Below are 14,425 nucleotides of genomic sequence, written 5' to 3'. Positions count from 1 at the left end.
GGTATTGGGTATAGCCTATTTATAAGCTTAAGCCGTCAGCGTATACGTCGCCGACGTGTAGCCTTGAGTCCTCTAGGGTTTTTCACAACTACGTATTTAAATAGGGTTTAAAAAGTGGGTATGGAATCTTCTAAACGCCACGGCCCCTCTCACAAGATAGAGAACATCGTAGCCACGGTGAACCTCGGCGTCGAGCTGGACCTAGAACAACTGGCTGAGCGCTTGCCCGTGGCAGAATATAACCCCGACCAATTCCCCGGGCTAATCCTCAGGCTCACTAAGCCGAGGATCTCTGCTTTGATATTCCGGACGGGCAAAGTGGTGTGCACGGGGGCTAAGAACGAAAGCGACCTCAAAAACGCCGTCCACGCCTTAGTGAAGTTGTTGAACGATCACGGCGCGAACGTGCCGCTTAACCCCGAGGTCCAAGTACAGAACATAGTGGCCTCGGGCAGCCTCAACGCCGAGGTCGATCTAGAACAAGCAGCGCTCTTGCTGGAGAACGCTATGTACGAGCCAGAGCAGTTCCCCGGCCTCATATACAGGATGACTAATCCGAGAGTCGTGGTCCTCATATTCGGCTCCGGGAAGATAGTCTGCACCGGCGCGAAGTCTGAGGAGGACGTCGCGGTGGCCGTCCAACAGCTATACGACAAGCTGAAGGATATCGGCGTGTTGTACGTGGAGGAGGGCCGCGAGGTCGAAGAAGAGGTGGAGGAGGGCGAGGAGGAGTGATCGGGCTGTATGCGGATCGCGTAATAGAGACGGACCTTCCTCTACTCGTCCCCATCTGCGAGGCGGTTAGGCCTAACGTGGTGCCCTACGTCGGCGAGAGCTTGGGATGCGTCATGGCCGCCTTGAGGACCGCCTATTTCGCGATAGCTATTAGGACCAAGAACAAGGTATTGGTGAAGATGGCGCGCGAGATAAGGCCCGACCTAACCGTCCTAGTCGACGGCTTAGCGATAAGAAGCAAGAGGACGAGGCCTTTGTTGAGGCCCGGCGCGGGCTTAAGGGGCTACTACTTGGTGGAGGACGTCGCCCAGCTCAGTAGGCTTGACCCGGGACTCGTGGAGGGGCTTTTCGTGAACGCCGGCGCGTTCAGCCCGAAATGGGTAGAGGAGGTCTTGCGGGGGCGCCTCAAATGCGATAGGTGTACGCGTTGCACGCCCGTGGAGCTCTTGTCGTGCGACTCCTACAGGGAGCTAGAGGTGCTCTAGATCTTCAAGACCTCGCCCGGCTTCATGACGTAAACCTTGCTGTTGGACACGGCCTCGACTCTGTTCTTGAAGTCCTCGGGGTCTTGTTTAATGACTGGGAACGTGTTGTAGTGCATCGGCACCACCGACTTGGCCCTCAAGAGCTGGACGGCCCACGTCGCCTCGCGGGGGCCCATGGTGTAGAAGCCGCCTATGGGCAGAAGGGCCACGTCTATGTCGAACATCCTCCCTATCAACTCCATATCGCCGAAGACGCCCGTATCTCCGGCGTGATATATAGTCCCCTCGGGCGTGGAGATGACGAAGCCCGTGGGCGCGCCGCGATTGGCCGTATGTAGCGCCGGGGTCATGTAGACCTCGACGCCGTCGCCGAGCTTCACGGTGCCGCCTATGTTCATGCCTATGGTCTGGGCCTCCGGCACTCCCTTTTCGGCCACCTCGAGGGACAGCTCGTAGGTGCCCACTATCGGAGCGCCCGTCCTCTTGGATATGTCAACGGATTCGCCCAAGTGGTCTAGGTGGTCGTGCGTGACTAGTATATAATTGGGCCTCAGCCCCACTACCTCGTCTACCGTCGTGGGCGAGAGCGGGTGGGTCGCCCACGGATCCACGAGTATCTTGAGCGATCCGGCCTCCACTAGGAAGAACGCGTGTCCGAACCACTTCACTTGCATATGCGGTCGAAGCTGGCGTTTTATATCTCTACTTCCGGAGATCTAGGCGGATCGCCCGCGCGTGGGGCGCATATACGCTCACTTGATAGCCGCGAGCCTCGGCGGCGGCTGCGATCTCCCTAAGCGCCGAGAACGGCATGGGCTTTAACAAGACGAGCTTGAGCCTATACGTCTTGGTTTTTGGATCGTAGAGTATTTTCGCGTATTTCAACGGATCCCTCGCCTTGGCCTTGGCGAGCTCCAAGAGGGCGTTTAGGTCCTCTGCCACGCGTCTACCTGGGCGTTATATTAATTGTTTGTTGAAGATCGAGAGCAATAAGTGCTCCAACGCGGGCGCGTCGTCGTAGGCCTCGACGCTTATGTCTACGTCGCTCGGCTCGACCACCTCGAAGACCTTCCAAGGCCCTCTTCCGAACTTCACTAAGACATAGGCCTTGCCTCCCGACCGCGCGGCGAACTCGAGAAGCCCTTCTATTTTCTCCCTCTCCACTCTCACCTTAGTCCTCTTGGCCCTGTATTTGAGCTCCATAACGAGCACTTTGCCCGCGCATATCGCCACCACGTCGGGGACGAACCTCTTCCTGACGCCGCCGCCCGAGGAGCAACCGCGCAACACGGCGCATCCCCTCTCCCATAACGTATTCGCCACAGACCTCTCCTTGGATGCGCCCTTGGCCTTAGGGCTCGTCACAATGTAGGCGGGATCCGCGTTAATATCAGTAGCCTCCACATTTGTATCGGATTAAGGAGAATGCTTTAAATAGGAGAGGCGATGTGGGGGCATGTCGGAGCTCTACGATGTCGTCGTCGTCGGCGCGGGCACCGCCGGCGCTTATACTGCCTACAACCTCGCCAAGAGGGGCTTCAAGGTCGCCTTCATGGACTCCAAAAGCGGCGATAAGGTCGGCGTTAAGACGTGCGGCGACGCGTTGGGTAAACACCACGTCGATAGGATGTCCCGTTTCTTGACCCCAAACCCCAAGATATTTGTAAACGACATAAAGGGCGTTGAGCTCTTCAGCCCCGACATGAAGACGAGGTACCTCATAGCGGGGGAGGGCTATATGCTCGACCGCTTCAATTGGGGGAAGTGGCTCGTCAAGGAGGCCATCAACGCGGGCGCGACGTTTTTCGAAGGCCATACGGCCGTGGCGCCTGTGTTGGAGAACGGATATGTGGCGGGGGTCAAAGCCGTCGATAACAAACAAGGCGTCCACAAGGAGTTCAGGGCCAAGGTCGTTGTAGACGCCTCGGGCTCAGTCGGAGTGATAAGGACCAAGTTGCCCGACACGTGGCCCATCTCCGAGAGGCTACACCCCGAGGACGTATCCCACGCGTATAGGGAGGTCTTCTACATAGACGGCGCCGTCGAGAACCCCCAGTATATCAAGATATACTTGGACCAGTTGATATCCCCGGGCGGTTATTGGTGGGTCTTCCCCTACTCGTCCGACTTCCTCAATGTAGGGCTGGGGATATGGGGCGTCTTGAAGATAAACCCCAACGCCAACTACAAGAAGTACCTAGAGCCGAGGTACAAAATACGCGGGAAAGTCCACATGGGCGGAGGCTTTATACCGACTAGGCGCCCTCTGAAGTCCCTCGTGTGGAACGGGGTATTGGCCGTGGGCGACGCCGCCGCCGCCGTCAACCCCATACACGGCGGGGGTATAGGACAAGCGTTGTTGACGGGAGAGCTCGCCGCCAAGACAATAGAGAAGGCTTTCGCCGCCGGCGAGTTCGACGCCAAGGCCTTATGGAGCTATAACTTGGACTACATGAACGAATACGGCCATAAACAAGCCCAGCTGGACGTGTTGAGGCTGATGTTGCAGACCCTCGACAACGACGACTTGAACTTCGGCCTCTCGAGGAGGCTCTTGACCGAGGAGGAGGTCCTCGACATATCCTCCAAAGGCGTTAACTTGTCCCTCGTGGACAAGATGAGGATAGCCCTCCAGTTCGCGACGAGGCCCGGCCTCCTCATGAAGCTCTACACCGCTATGCAGTACGCGAGGAGGATAGGCGATCTCTACCTCGATTATCCCAGATCGCCCGAGGGCCTCGACAGATGGCACGAGAGGGTCATGGAAGCCTACGGCGAATACAGGAGGAAGATCGGCTTGGGCCCGATGCCGGCGTGATAGAGGAGGAGATCGTCGAGTACTACAGATTGCTCTACTTTAGAGGCCAGACGACGCTCTTGAGCGGCAATATAAGCGCTAGGGCGGGCCAATACATCGTGATAACCCCCTCGTCGATGCCCAAGCCCTTGCTCAAGCCATCAGACCTCGTGTATATAGACCTCGAGGGCCGCGTCGTCAAGGGCGATAGGGCTCCTTCCTCCGAGTGGCGCATGCACGTGGCAATATATCGCAAAAGGCCCGACGTGGCCGCCGTGGTGCACACCCACGCCGTAGCGCCCACTGTGTTGGCCGGGAACATAGACGTGGACCTGCTCGCCGAGAGCGAGTCGTATCTGGGCGGAGGCATAGCATTGGTCCCCTATATAAAGCCCGGCACTTGGGAGCTCGCCCACGCCGTCGCCGACGCGCTCAGCAAGGCCAACGTGGCCATCTTGAGCAGACACGGAGTGGTGGCGGTGGGGCCTAGCTTGGCAGAGGCGGTGAACCGGGCCGAGGTGGTGAACGATCTGGCTTGGGCCACTCTAATAAGGCTATGGACGAGCAAAGGCCCATAATCTTGGGGTACCTCTTGTATTTGGCCAAATCTGAGGGCTCCACGCCGGCTGAGGCCGCGAAGGCGCTCGGGATCTCTAGGCAAGGGCTCTACAAGGCCTTGAAGAGGCTCAGAGCCCTCGGCTACGTAGAGGAGGGGCCTCAGATAAGGCTGAGCGAGAGGGGCCGCGAGGTGCTCAGAGGCGCTCTCAGGGACTTGATGAGCTATTTCGGCATGTCGGCCATAAGGCTGGAGGGGTACGTGGCGAGGGGGCTGGGCGAGGGCGCATACTACATCTCGCTGGAGGGGTATAAGAAGCAGATAGAGGAGAAGCTGGGCTTCACGCCCTACCCCGGCACGTTGAACGTGGTGCTGACGCCCGACAGCCTCATATATCGGCGTTATCTAGAGGCCCTGCCCGGCATAACGATAAGCGGGTTCTCGGACGGCGTTAGGACCTACGGCAGCGTCAAGGCTTTTAGGTGCAAGATGCAGGGGATCGACTGCGCTCTTCTAGTGATAGAGAGGACGCACCACGGCCCCGAAGTAGTCGAGATAATAGCGCCGATTAGGCTCAGAAACGCGCTGGGCCTCAAGGACGGCGATTTCGTCTCCATCGAGGTCCAACTGCTTTAGGCGATAGGCTAATTAATACGTGGGCCTTGACCCTAGTGTCGTCCGTAGAGCTGGGCATCGTGGCCAGCGGCGCTACTATATCCTCAATACCCGTCCAGATATATAGACAAGCCGAGCGCTACGCACAGGAAGAGCAGATGGTGGCCGTTAGGGACCCGGCAGATCCCGACGTAGTAGTGTTGGGCTTCTTGAGACGGATCACCAAGCTGGAGCCCGTAGTGAGGGATAAGGTCAGAACTCCCTATGTGGACAGGCCCGATATGCTCGACTACGGCGTCCTGCTCCCCTACACGACGGCTATAGTGAAGCCCTACGCCGAGCTCGACCGCTCGGGGTCCTTGAGGGAAGTGGAGCACGTGCCCACGCCGGGATCGCGCGTCTACCTCATGAAGGGGGGCCCGCCCTTGAGGATCCCCGCGGAGAGGGCGGTACACGTCGGCGTGCACAAATACTCGGGCTGGGAGGTCCCGCTGGACCTCGCCTTTATATCCCACCACGTGGGGGTTTTCGGCGCTACGGGCATGGGCAAATCTAGGCTGATAAGGGCGCTTTTAGGCGAGTTGGCCAAGAGGAATATGAGGATCGTGGTCTTCGACCACACCGGCGTCGACTACGCGCCGTATTTCGACAATGTGGTGAGGTCCTCCGAAATAAGGATACCGCCGAACGTCCTCGCGTCGGTCATAGCCAAGCTGGCGGAGCTCCCGTGGCAGACTTACGGAGAGTACATAGAGATAGCCACTATGACCTTCGAGGGGCAATGGAGCAAGGAGGCCTTCCTCTCCCACGTCAGGAGGACCATGAAGAGGCTCAATGCTCGCGACACGACCACGGAGAGGGTGGAGCTCTTCATAAAACAGCTAGTGGATCCTGACTTCTTCGCGGCGTTGAACAACAGGACGAAGACCCCGGCCGACGTGTTGAGCTCAAAGCCCTACCCCGTCGTCGTCGACTTGAGCTACGACACGGAGCTCGCGGTGAAGCAAGCCATAGTGGCGTCGGTGATAGAGGAGGCTTGGGCCGAGGTCAGGAGGACGAGGGAGCCTAGACCGACTGTTTTCGTAGTAGACGAGGCGCAGAACTACGCCCCGTCTAATTGGGCCATCTCTAAGGACCCCATAGAGACCACTGCTAGAGAAGGGCGCAAATGGGGCCTCTCGTTGATATTGGCCAGCCAACGCATAGCGGGCGATATAGATCCCTCTATAAGGGCCAACTTAGGCACTGTGTTCTTTAGTAGATTAACGGCGCCTACAGATCTCAGGGAAATAGCCGCTTACTTGGACCTAGCCGACGTGAGCGAGGGCGTCTTGACTCAGTTGCAGCCCAGGGAGTTCTTCGTGGCGGGCCTCATGAACCCGCTCAGAAAGCCCATACTCTTGAGGATAAAGGAGGTCTAAAAAGAGGGCTTTAAGGCGTGTTCGACGACGGGCCGTTACGATGATTTCTCTTTCTTCTCCTCCTTCTTCGCCTTGCTAGGCGGCGTGCACATGCGAACACAGAAATATATACTTTTTAAAGGTTACTTCTCAATGTGCTTTTTGCATGCGCAATGCTTTTAAATAGACGCTAAGGCCCGGCCATGCAGGGGTGCCCGAATGTCTCCCTCACATCGAAAAGCTCATAAGAGAGGGCCGCTACGTAGCCGACGACAGCTCCGCCCGTTGTTTCTCGGGGATATTCTTGAGGGAGGTCAAACCCGGAGAGGAGCTGAGGATCGAGGAGCTCTACCCCGTCCCCGACTCATACAGAGTTTACGGATCTCCCCTGGAGTTGTTGACGAGGGGGTGGCCGACGCCCCTCCTCAAGGTCGGCGAGCCTCCCAAGGAGGCTTGGGCCAAGCTTGAGTGGTACAACCCCTTCAGCAGGAGCATCAAGGACAGGACCACTTACGCGCTGATTAGATCAATTAACGGCGATCGGCTCGTGGAGGTCTCCAGCGGCAATGTGGCCATAGCCCTCAGCGCCTTGGGCGTCCTGATGGGGAAAAGAGTTAAGATATATTTGCCCTCCGCTGCTAGGTACGTCGAGCCTGCCCTCGACGTCTTGGGCGTAGAGCACGAGGTCTTGGACGTGACCATGACGGTCGAGGCGCTGGAGCACATTAAGAGCGACGTGGCTAAGGGCGCGGTCCACACGAACCAGTTCGAGAACGACGCCAATTTCTTCATCCACATAAGGACCGCGGTCGAGATGGACTGGCAGCTCTCGTCTAGGGGGATAAGGCCTAGCTACGTGATAGCGGGGATCGGGACGTCGGGCCACTCGGCCGCCTTGGGTTTCTACTTCGGCGTCAAGTACGGGGCGAGGCTCATCGCGGTGCAGCCCAGCGACTGGATACCGGGCCTAAGGAGGATAGAGAGCGGCATGAAGTGGATAAAGTACGTGTCCGCGGAGCTTGTCGACATATCGTTCAAGGAGGCCCTCGAGGGGGTCAAGGCTCTTGCTAGAAAATACGGCGTGCTCGCCGGCTTGAGCTCCGGGGCCGTGTACTACGAGTATATAAGGCGCAAAGCCGAGGGGGTCTACCTCATGGTATTCCCCGACGATTTGTTCAAGTACTTGGGGCTTCTCGAGGTGGCGTAGGGCGGCACGAAGAGGACGTGCCTCCAGTAAAACTCGGCGAATCGTAAAGCCCAGGCGTCGCCTCTTCGCGCATAGAGCCGAGGGAGGGCCTTCGTATATGCCGCCTCCTAGACGCGACCCCTCCGATATCGTCGATCCCGATCGGCGGATAGGCTCCTAGCTTTTGAGCTCGGCCGCTCCCTGCCTTGCTCATTTCTCGAGCAACAACACGAACACCTCGCCCTCCTCTGAGCCCAATATCTTAACGTCGTTTAGCGCGGCGAGCCTCCTCAAGAATAAATAACACGTATAGTCGTCTGTCAATACCTTGAACTGTGCCCCTTGCGGGGCGGCGGCCAACTTAGCGGCGACTTCTTTTAAGGGATCCGGACAAGTCTTCCCCCTCACGTCTATTACCTCCATGGCCTAGAACGCGAGCTAGTTATTTACGCTTTTCAACTAGGATCTGCCGGAGTCGGGACCTCGACGCTCCCAGCCCTCAGGCGTCAGCCTTACACACTCTCCTCAAGCGCGCGTGGTAGCGACTCCGTCAGCGGCGAGTCATCGCTCAAGCGACACAACGGGGCCTCTCATCGGCCTAGACGCGGCCAGAGGAGCGGGGCTCAAAAGGCCTATCTCCCGGATAGGAGCTTGCCCAACTCGCTGAACGCCCTCCAGAACGGATCCTCACGTGGATGCGTTATGGGCTCGGCCGAGCCGTCCCTCTTCCTGAGCACCACCCCTGGGCCTCCGGCCTTGACCTCCCCTATTATGGCCGCTTCTATGCCCTCCCTCCTCAACGCCTCGACGACTTCATCGCCGCGGTCCGTGGCTATTATGAGGGTGCCCTCCGATATCAAAGTCCACGGATCTATACCCACGACTCTCGTCAGCTCGGCCACCGCCCTTTTCATGAACAGCCTCTCCTCGTACACCTCTATCCTCACGCCGCTCGCCTCAGCGATTTCGACAAGCGCGCCCCACACGCCGCCCTCGGTCGCGTCGTGCATGGCGTGTACTCCCACGTTAGACGCCACGAGGCCGTCTTTCCAACACGACATCTGCCAGTAGAGGTCGTAGGCTTCTTGGAAGACGTCGGGCTGTAACTTCTTCTTGAAGTAATCGGGATAGAAGTTGGCCAAAAGCGCCGTGGCCTCGATGGCCGGCCCCTTGGTCATGACCACTTGGTCGCCCGGCCTAGCGCCCTTGGTCGTAACGAGCCTCTCCTTGGGGCCTACGCCGAACATGGCGAAGCCCCCTAACATGGGGTAGTCCGTCCCCTCGTAACGCCCTGTGTGGCCCGCGACTACGGACACGCCTATCTCCTCCATGGCCTCGTGTAGCCCCTCCCACATCTCGGCGAATTGCTCGTCCGTCATTGAGACCGGCAAGTTGAGGTCGATGGCGGCGTATTGCGGCGGTATGCCCGACGTCATGACGTCGCTTGCCAGGATATGTACGGCGAACCAAGCCGCCTTCTTGAAGCCGAACTGGGGCACTATGAACACGGGGTCTGTCTTGACCACGAGGACTCTCCCGTCGCCGAGATCCACGGCGCCTACGTCTACGCCGTGTTGTGGAGGCACGACCACTTCCCGTCTCCTGGCGCCCAGCCTCGGGTATATCACCGAGCTGAACACGTCGCTGGTTATCTTCCCGAGCTTCATGAGCGCTCCTCGTTTACGCTTTTTAAGAAAACACATATATAAGCGGGGTAGGCACTGCGCCATGAACAAGCTGGCTATAATCATCGCGATAATCGCGGCGGCAGCGATAGGCGGAGCCCTCGCGTATTATCTAGCACGAGGCGGCCAAGGCGGCGGAGTCGGCATAGCCTATATCTGCGCCGGCTACTCGCCAGCCCCTCTTCAAGCCATAGGGCTGGTCGAACGCGGCGTCTTCCAGAACTCCATCGCGTACCAAGGCCAGACGCTCTGTATCGGTGTCAGGTTGTCGGAACAACAAGCCCAATATCTGAAGAACTTGACGTCTACCTCGTTCGTGGTCGGTTCGAGGAACGCGAAAGTGATCGTCATTGAGTACTTGGACCCCACGTGCCCGTACTGCGCGTTGTTTGAGGCCGACTACGGCCAAGCCCTGAGGCAATACGTGCAGAACGGCACCGTCCTATACGCGGTCAGATTCTTCCCGACCCACGTACTAGGATACCTACAAGGAGGTCCTCAACAGAGCTTCATGGCGGGCGTCGAGACGTGGCTAGGGCTGACGTGTATATACAACAAAACGGGGGCCGCCCAGTTCTACGACGCGCTCTCCTCCATCTACGATCTAGCCGTCGCGTACATAGCGGAGTATATCCAAACGCGCAACTCCACCCTACTCGACGTATATCCCCTCGCCCAGTTATCCTATATCCAATCAAGGTATCCGCAGTGCAGTATCAGCGCACAGCCCCAACAACTAATCGCCTTGACGCAGAGCGCGGTCAATGCAGTGTCGTCGGAGGCGAGAACGTTGGGCATACCCGACAACATGTTGGGGACGCCCCTCTTCGTTATATTCAGAGAATAGAGGGGAAAACGTATATCTAACCGTAAGTGATGCACGTTGTGTCCACCACTAGGCGGTTATATGCATATTCTACTGCCCAGAGCTTTGCTAATAATCTATACAGCCCCTTCGTGGGCTTCGTGGCGGCCTCTACCGGCGTCCCGCCTTTGATGTTGGGGCTAATCACATCCGCCGGCACGGTCTTCAACAACATCTCGGCCTTCCTCGTCTCGTTCAAGAGGTGGCGCCCGTTGAGGATGATCTTGGCGGCCAACCTCTCCTCGGCCGCGGCGCTTGTGTTGATGGCGGCCTTCGCAGAAGTCCACGCGGCCTATACGGCCCTCTACGTGGTAGTGACGGCCTCCCTCGGCATTTCGGGATACGGCTGGTCCCTCATAATGGAGCAATATAGCAGACGAAGAAGGGGCGTTTCGCTTGCGGAGTTCTCGTTTTACTCAACGCTGGGAGGCTTGGCGGCGACGCTTATAACAGGCTTCTTGATCAGAGATAACCCCTTGGCCATAAGGCTGGCGCTCGAGGCCGCCGCCGCGCTCACGGCCGCTAATACTGTGCAGCTCTACAAGCTCGGCGTCGAGTACGACGAGGGGCCAAAGCCTCCGCGGGGCAAAATCGACAAACGGCTCCTCAAATTCTACGCGGACAACTTCGCCTTCATGGTCACTTGGTCCTTCGCGTGGCCTCTATTTCCCCTCGCGCAAGTCTACGTGTTCCACATGACAGGCCTCCAAGTGGCTATAGTACAGATAATCACCGTGGCCTCCAATTTGGCCTTTCAGAGGGCCATGGGCAAGTTCGTGGATAAACACATGCGCCTATCCCTTTTCTTGGGGAGGGCCACCTTCACGTTGTGGCCTCTCATATACGGCGTTGCCACAAACGTCAACCAGATCTACGCCGCTTATCTCTTCTACGGGTTCGGCGGCTCTATATCCAACATAGCCTATTTCGCCTATTTGGTGGACAACGCAGAGGATAGGCGTAAGGCCTTGGGCTATTACAACTTAGTCAACGCGGCGGGGGCCCTCGTCGGCGCCGAGCTCTCGAGCGCTATTTTGGCCCACGCTGGCAATTACAGCGAGAGGTTCATACGCGAGATGATGATAGGCGCAGCCTTCGCGCGGTTGGGCACGTCTTTCTTGTTCTTGTTCTAGGTCTGCGCGAGCGCCACGGCCCTGGCCAAGAGCCCCCTCTCTACGACCTCGCCGACAGCCTCGAGGTATTCCTCCTCGGGCGGCACATCGGCGCAGGCCGCGCAGCAGAGATCCCCTATCGGGACGCCGCCGTAGATCCGGCAGACATCGGGCTCTAGGCCGGACCCCAAGCGCGCCGTCACGCAACATTCGAGGTCGCCCAGCCTTTGTCTACTCGAGGCGATGGCCTTGGCCAAGGCGTATGCCTCCCTCAACAAAACCCACGCCGACTCGGCGCTAGGACCCGACGCCAGTTTGCTGAGCACGTCCGCGCATCGCCAACAGTTGCCCAACAAGTAGGCCCTAGCCAAGATCCTCAGCACAGAGACGACCTTGTCCACGTCTAATTAACGATATTATGAACATATTTATCGTCGGGGCTTGCAGAAGGCCTGACGCGGCCATCACTGGTTTACCGTTCACGTAGCCTACTAGGGCCGGAACCCCCATTATCCCCAACTGTTTGATGTGGCCGGGCGCGTTGTCGGAGTACGCCTTTATGCAACAAATGCTGGAATAACCCTTGCATATCGCCTTGAGCATCTTCTCGAAGCTGATGCAGACAGCGCACTGACGGCCGCTGAAGAAGACGAGCGCGAGCTCGCACCCGGCCAGAGCGCGGTCCAGCGCGGCGTCGTCGTCGACTAGGACGAGCTCCACGCCGAGGGGCTACGCGGGCCTTATAAGATTTAAGGGCGTAGCGGACGGGCTGGCGTGAGGACCCGGATCAGTTTGCTTATAGCCCTAGCGGTCTTGGCCGTCGCGGCAACGCGGTATTTGGACAGACCGGCCGCGCTCGTCGTCGGCGTTGTGGACAAGGGGAGTTGCGGCGTGTTCTCGTACAGCTACGCCACGACGGGGGTTATGGGGCTTGCCCATATCGACGAGGCCGTCTTCCGCTCCATTGGCCCGAGCTCCCCAATAAACGTCATCTCGTTGCAGCTAAACGCCTTCGCCGAGTCGGGGGATGCCGAATATTGGGTCCAGGACATCCTCTTGATTACATACTTGAACGGGACCTACTACTTAGCGGCCGCCGATTACATCTTCAACATAAGCAATTACGGCGACATGAAGGCCAAGGGTAGCGGCAACATCGTGGTGTATCAAAAAAACGGGCGCGTCGTGGCGGCCTATCAGAGCTCTTCGACTATAGGCGAGGTCGAGCTCCCGGCGGATTTCGGCTTAACGATAGAGGCCAACGGCTCGGCCCTCTATTTCTACTACGAGGTGAACGGGGTGCGGCGCCTTTACGATGTCGTGGAGCTCCCCGGCGCCGTCTTCTTCTACGTGGCCCCGGGGCGCGAGCTGGAGTGGGTGGTCGCAGGGCCCCGCGAGGGCTACACGGCGTATGTGGCCAAGTGGAGGGGCTGGATGGCCCTCTATTATGAGGCGGAGGGCAAGTGGTACGCGTCGCCGTGCGCTTACTCTGGCTCCGAGTCGCCGGCGACGGCCGAGGGGATAAGCCCAGTGGAGGGCTTGGCCGAATACGCCGAGGGCGATAAGGCCGTTCAGATAGCAGGGAGATCCGACGCGATGCTCTTGTGGAGCCCCCAGGCGTCCGTGGCGCGGGCGGCTGGAGGCGTCTCGGTGATCTTAACGCCGCCGAATGGGCAGTGGACTGTCTTGGTCAACGGGACGAGGATCGGCGCGGGCTACGCGGCGTTGGCGCCGGGCGTCTATAACATAACAGCCGTGCTCAAGGCGAATGGCGCGGAGATCTATCGCCGTTATATCTTTGTGCGAATCTCCTCGTGATCAGCTTGAGGACGGCGTAGAGCACAGTCGCCGTGGAGAAGACGGCGAGCGCGGCGAGGACTATGCCTAAGAGCCCTCCGCCGACTGCGGCCAAGGAGCCCAACACGGCGCCTATGGCCATGCCGACGCCGAGGACTACGCTGTAGAGGCCCATGGCGGTTCCCCTCATGGTTATAAGGGCGCGGTCGCCCACGATGGCCAACACCGATGGGGCTATTGCGGAGGCCAAGAACACCAAGGGCGACGCGATGGCCACGGCCTTAAGCGGCGATATGTTGAGCGCTAAAAGCCCGGCGAGTACTATTAAGGCCGTCATGACGCCCATTATGCCCAAGTTCAAGGTCCTCTCCCTGCCCCATCTATCCGAGAGCCTCCCGAAGATGACTGCGCCGATGCCGACGACGATGAGCGCGCCCGCTAGCAAGACCCCCGACTGTAAATGGGCGAACCTCGAGGAGGACGACAAGGCGTTGGCTATGGCTCTGCCCGAGTATATCCCCATGCCTATGAACGTAGTTAGGGCAAACCAGAGCGGTATGGCGGGCCACGTGGCGGGCGGAAGGCCCTTGAACGGGTTGAGGGGTATCTCGAGCCCCCTCATAGGCGCCGTCTCTGCCATCGCGAGGACCGCCGGGGTCAAGACGGCGGTGAAGACCGTCAAGGCCGCGAAGGATCCGGCCCCGCCCAAGGCTTGGAACATCCCGGCGCCGGCCACGTAGCCGATGGCGTAGCCCCCCAAGTTGGCCAGCTCGAACGCCCCCATGCCCAGCCCTCTGTTGTGCACCTCGGTGAGGTCGGTCACCATGGCCAAGGAGGAGACCAAGATGAAGGACGTGAAGAAGCCGGCGGCCGCGTTTATGATGCCGACCTCTAGAGGGCCCCAGCCTCGTTCCAGCGCGAGGTACATGAACGCCATTGCGGCTAGCCTGGCCAAATAGCCGAGCACCATGGCCGGCCTCCTGCCGAACTTATCCGCGTACCTCCCAGCGACGAACGAGCCCAAGGCCTCCAGGAGCGGGTAGACGGCCAATATGGCGCCGACCGCGAGCTCTTGGCCGGGGAATAGGAATGAGGTCACCGCCGCGCCGGCCCCCGATCCGAACCTCGCGATTAAGACCGGCAAGTAAGACGCCGAGAGCCTCTTCATTGTGAGGAGTGAAAGACCTTCTAA

General features: G+C 58.9%; 18 protein-coding genes. 10 read left to right on the top strand and 8 right to left on the bottom strand.

The features are described from left to right. The first annotated feature begins 120 nt into the window (after positions 1-120). On the top strand, positions 121-735 hold the full coding sequence (locus ACZ5PA_RS06705; RefSeq protein WP_464929571.1) for a TATA-box-binding protein: 615 nt from the start codon (positions 121-123) through the stop codon (positions 733-735). Continuing rightward, positions 732-1,220, top strand: coding sequence for a hypothetical protein (locus ACZ5PA_RS06700; protein ID WP_464929570.1), 489 nt, complete (start codon positions 732-734; stop codon positions 1,218-1,220). The genes ACZ5PA_RS06705 and ACZ5PA_RS06700 overlap by 4 nt, the downstream gene beginning before the upstream one ends. Here ACZ5PA_RS06700 and ACZ5PA_RS06695 read toward each other — a convergent pair. From ACZ5PA_RS06695 to ACZ5PA_RS06685, 3 genes are read right to left on the bottom strand one after another with little or no spacing between them, the layout of a single operon-like run. Continuing rightward, positions 1,217-1,894: a metal-dependent hydrolase gene (locus ACZ5PA_RS06695; RefSeq protein WP_464929569.1), complete on the bottom strand. Its 678-nt coding sequence runs from the start codon at positions 1,892-1,894 to the stop codon at positions 1,217-1,219. The two genes, ACZ5PA_RS06700 and ACZ5PA_RS06695, sit on opposite strands and share 4 nt — an antisense overlap. A 28-nt stretch (positions 1,895-1,922) precedes the next feature. Further along, the gene (locus ACZ5PA_RS06690) at positions 1,923-2,162 is read right to left on the bottom strand and encodes a hypothetical protein (protein ID WP_464929568.1); all 240 of its coding nucleotides are present in this window, start codon (positions 2,160-2,162) and stop codon (positions 1,923-1,925) included. A 15-nt stretch (positions 2,163-2,177) separates the two neighbouring features. Further along, entirely contained in the window at positions 2,178-2,585 is a 408-nt protein-coding gene (locus ACZ5PA_RS06685) for a Holliday junction resolvase (RefSeq protein ID WP_464929567.1), read from the bottom strand. A gap of 91 nt (positions 2,586-2,676) precedes the next feature. Here ACZ5PA_RS06685 and ACZ5PA_RS06680 point away from each other — a divergent pair, with 91 nt between their 5' ends. The 5 genes from ACZ5PA_RS06680 to ACZ5PA_RS06660 all read left to right on the top strand — a co-directional run bounded on the left by ACZ5PA_RS06680 (position 2,677) and on the right by ACZ5PA_RS06660 (position 7,795). Next, positions 2,677-4,038 (top strand): digeranylgeranylglycerophospholipid reductase, encoded by a 1,362-nt coding sequence (locus ACZ5PA_RS06680; RefSeq protein WP_464929566.1) that lies wholly within the window; start codon positions 2,677-2,679, stop codon positions 4,036-4,038. Further along, entirely contained in the window at positions 4,035-4,595 is a 561-nt protein-coding gene (locus ACZ5PA_RS06675; protein WP_464929565.1) for a class II aldolase/adducin family protein, read from the top strand. The genes ACZ5PA_RS06680 and ACZ5PA_RS06675 overlap by 4 nt, the downstream gene beginning before the upstream one ends. Continuing rightward, entirely contained in the window at positions 4,574-5,209 is a 636-nt protein-coding gene (locus ACZ5PA_RS06670) for a DUF120 domain-containing protein (RefSeq protein ID WP_464929564.1), read from the top strand. Before ACZ5PA_RS06675 ends, ACZ5PA_RS06670 begins: the two co-directional genes overlap by 22 nt. A gap of 35 nt (positions 5,210-5,244) precedes the next feature. Next, complete coding sequence (locus ACZ5PA_RS06665) at positions 5,245-6,609, top strand: ATP-binding protein (protein ID WP_464929563.1); 1,365 nt, start codon at positions 5,245-5,247, stop codon at positions 6,607-6,609. Positions 6,610-6,799: 190 nt separating this feature from the next. Continuing rightward, positions 6,800-7,795: a pyridoxal-phosphate dependent enzyme gene (locus ACZ5PA_RS06660; protein WP_464929562.1), complete on the top strand. Its 996-nt coding sequence runs from the start codon at positions 6,800-6,802 to the stop codon at positions 7,793-7,795. A 189-nt stretch (positions 7,796-7,984) separates the two neighbouring features. Here ACZ5PA_RS06660 and ACZ5PA_RS06655 read toward each other — a convergent pair whose 3' ends face one another. After that, a complete protein-coding gene (locus tag ACZ5PA_RS06655; protein ID WP_464929561.1) occupies positions 7,985-8,197 on the bottom strand; it encodes a sulfurtransferase TusA family protein in 213 nt (70 codons plus the stop codon). A 209-nt stretch (positions 8,198-8,406) separates the two neighbouring features. Further along, positions 8,407-9,477, bottom strand: a complete 1,071-nt coding sequence (locus ACZ5PA_RS06650) for an AIR synthase family protein (RefSeq protein WP_464931231.1) — start codon at positions 9,475-9,477, stop codon at positions 8,407-8,409. 25 nt (positions 9,478-9,502) lie between these two features. Here ACZ5PA_RS06650 and ACZ5PA_RS06645 point away from each other — a divergent pair, with 25 nt between their 5' ends. Together ACZ5PA_RS06645 and ACZ5PA_RS06640 are read left to right on the top strand one after the other, a co-directional pair. After that, positions 9,503-10,306 (top strand): DsbA family protein, encoded by an 804-nt coding sequence (locus tag ACZ5PA_RS06645; protein ID WP_464929560.1) that lies wholly within the window; start codon positions 9,503-9,505, stop codon positions 10,304-10,306. Positions 10,307-10,344: 38 nt separating this feature from the next. Then, complete coding sequence (locus ACZ5PA_RS06640) at positions 10,345-11,457, top strand: MFS transporter (protein ID WP_464929559.1); 1,113 nt, start codon at positions 10,345-10,347, stop codon at positions 11,455-11,457. On the opposite strand, the gene ACZ5PA_RS06635 is transcribed toward ACZ5PA_RS06640, so the two are convergent. Together ACZ5PA_RS06635 and ACZ5PA_RS06630 are read right to left on the bottom strand one after the other, a co-directional pair. Then, complete coding sequence (locus ACZ5PA_RS06635; RefSeq protein ID WP_464929558.1) at positions 11,454-11,837, bottom strand: hypothetical protein; 384 nt, start codon at positions 11,835-11,837, stop codon at positions 11,454-11,456. The genes ACZ5PA_RS06640 and ACZ5PA_RS06635 overlap by 4 nt on opposite strands. Then, positions 11,800-12,156, bottom strand: coding sequence for a thioredoxin family protein (locus ACZ5PA_RS06630; RefSeq protein WP_464929557.1), 357 nt, complete (start codon positions 12,154-12,156; stop codon positions 11,800-11,802). Before ACZ5PA_RS06630 ends, ACZ5PA_RS06635 begins: the two co-directional genes overlap by 38 nt. A gap of 54 nt (positions 12,157-12,210) precedes the next feature. Between ACZ5PA_RS06630 and ACZ5PA_RS06625 the strand changes: the two genes are divergently transcribed. Beyond that, entirely contained in the window at positions 12,211-13,254 is a 1,044-nt protein-coding gene (locus ACZ5PA_RS06625) for a thermopsin family protease (protein WP_464929556.1), read from the top strand. Here the strand turns inward: ACZ5PA_RS06625 and ACZ5PA_RS06620 are convergent. Further along, positions 13,196-14,401, bottom strand: coding sequence for an MFS transporter (locus ACZ5PA_RS06620; protein WP_464929555.1), 1,206 nt, complete (start codon positions 14,399-14,401; stop codon positions 13,196-13,198). The two genes, ACZ5PA_RS06625 and ACZ5PA_RS06620, sit on opposite strands and share 59 nt — an antisense overlap. Positions 14,402-14,425 lie beyond the last annotated feature (24 nt).

The organism is Thermoproteus thermophilus (assembly GCF_055392855.1).
The sequence above is the reverse complement of the archived record's forward strand: the minus strand, read 5'-3'. Positions and strand labels throughout refer to the sequence as shown.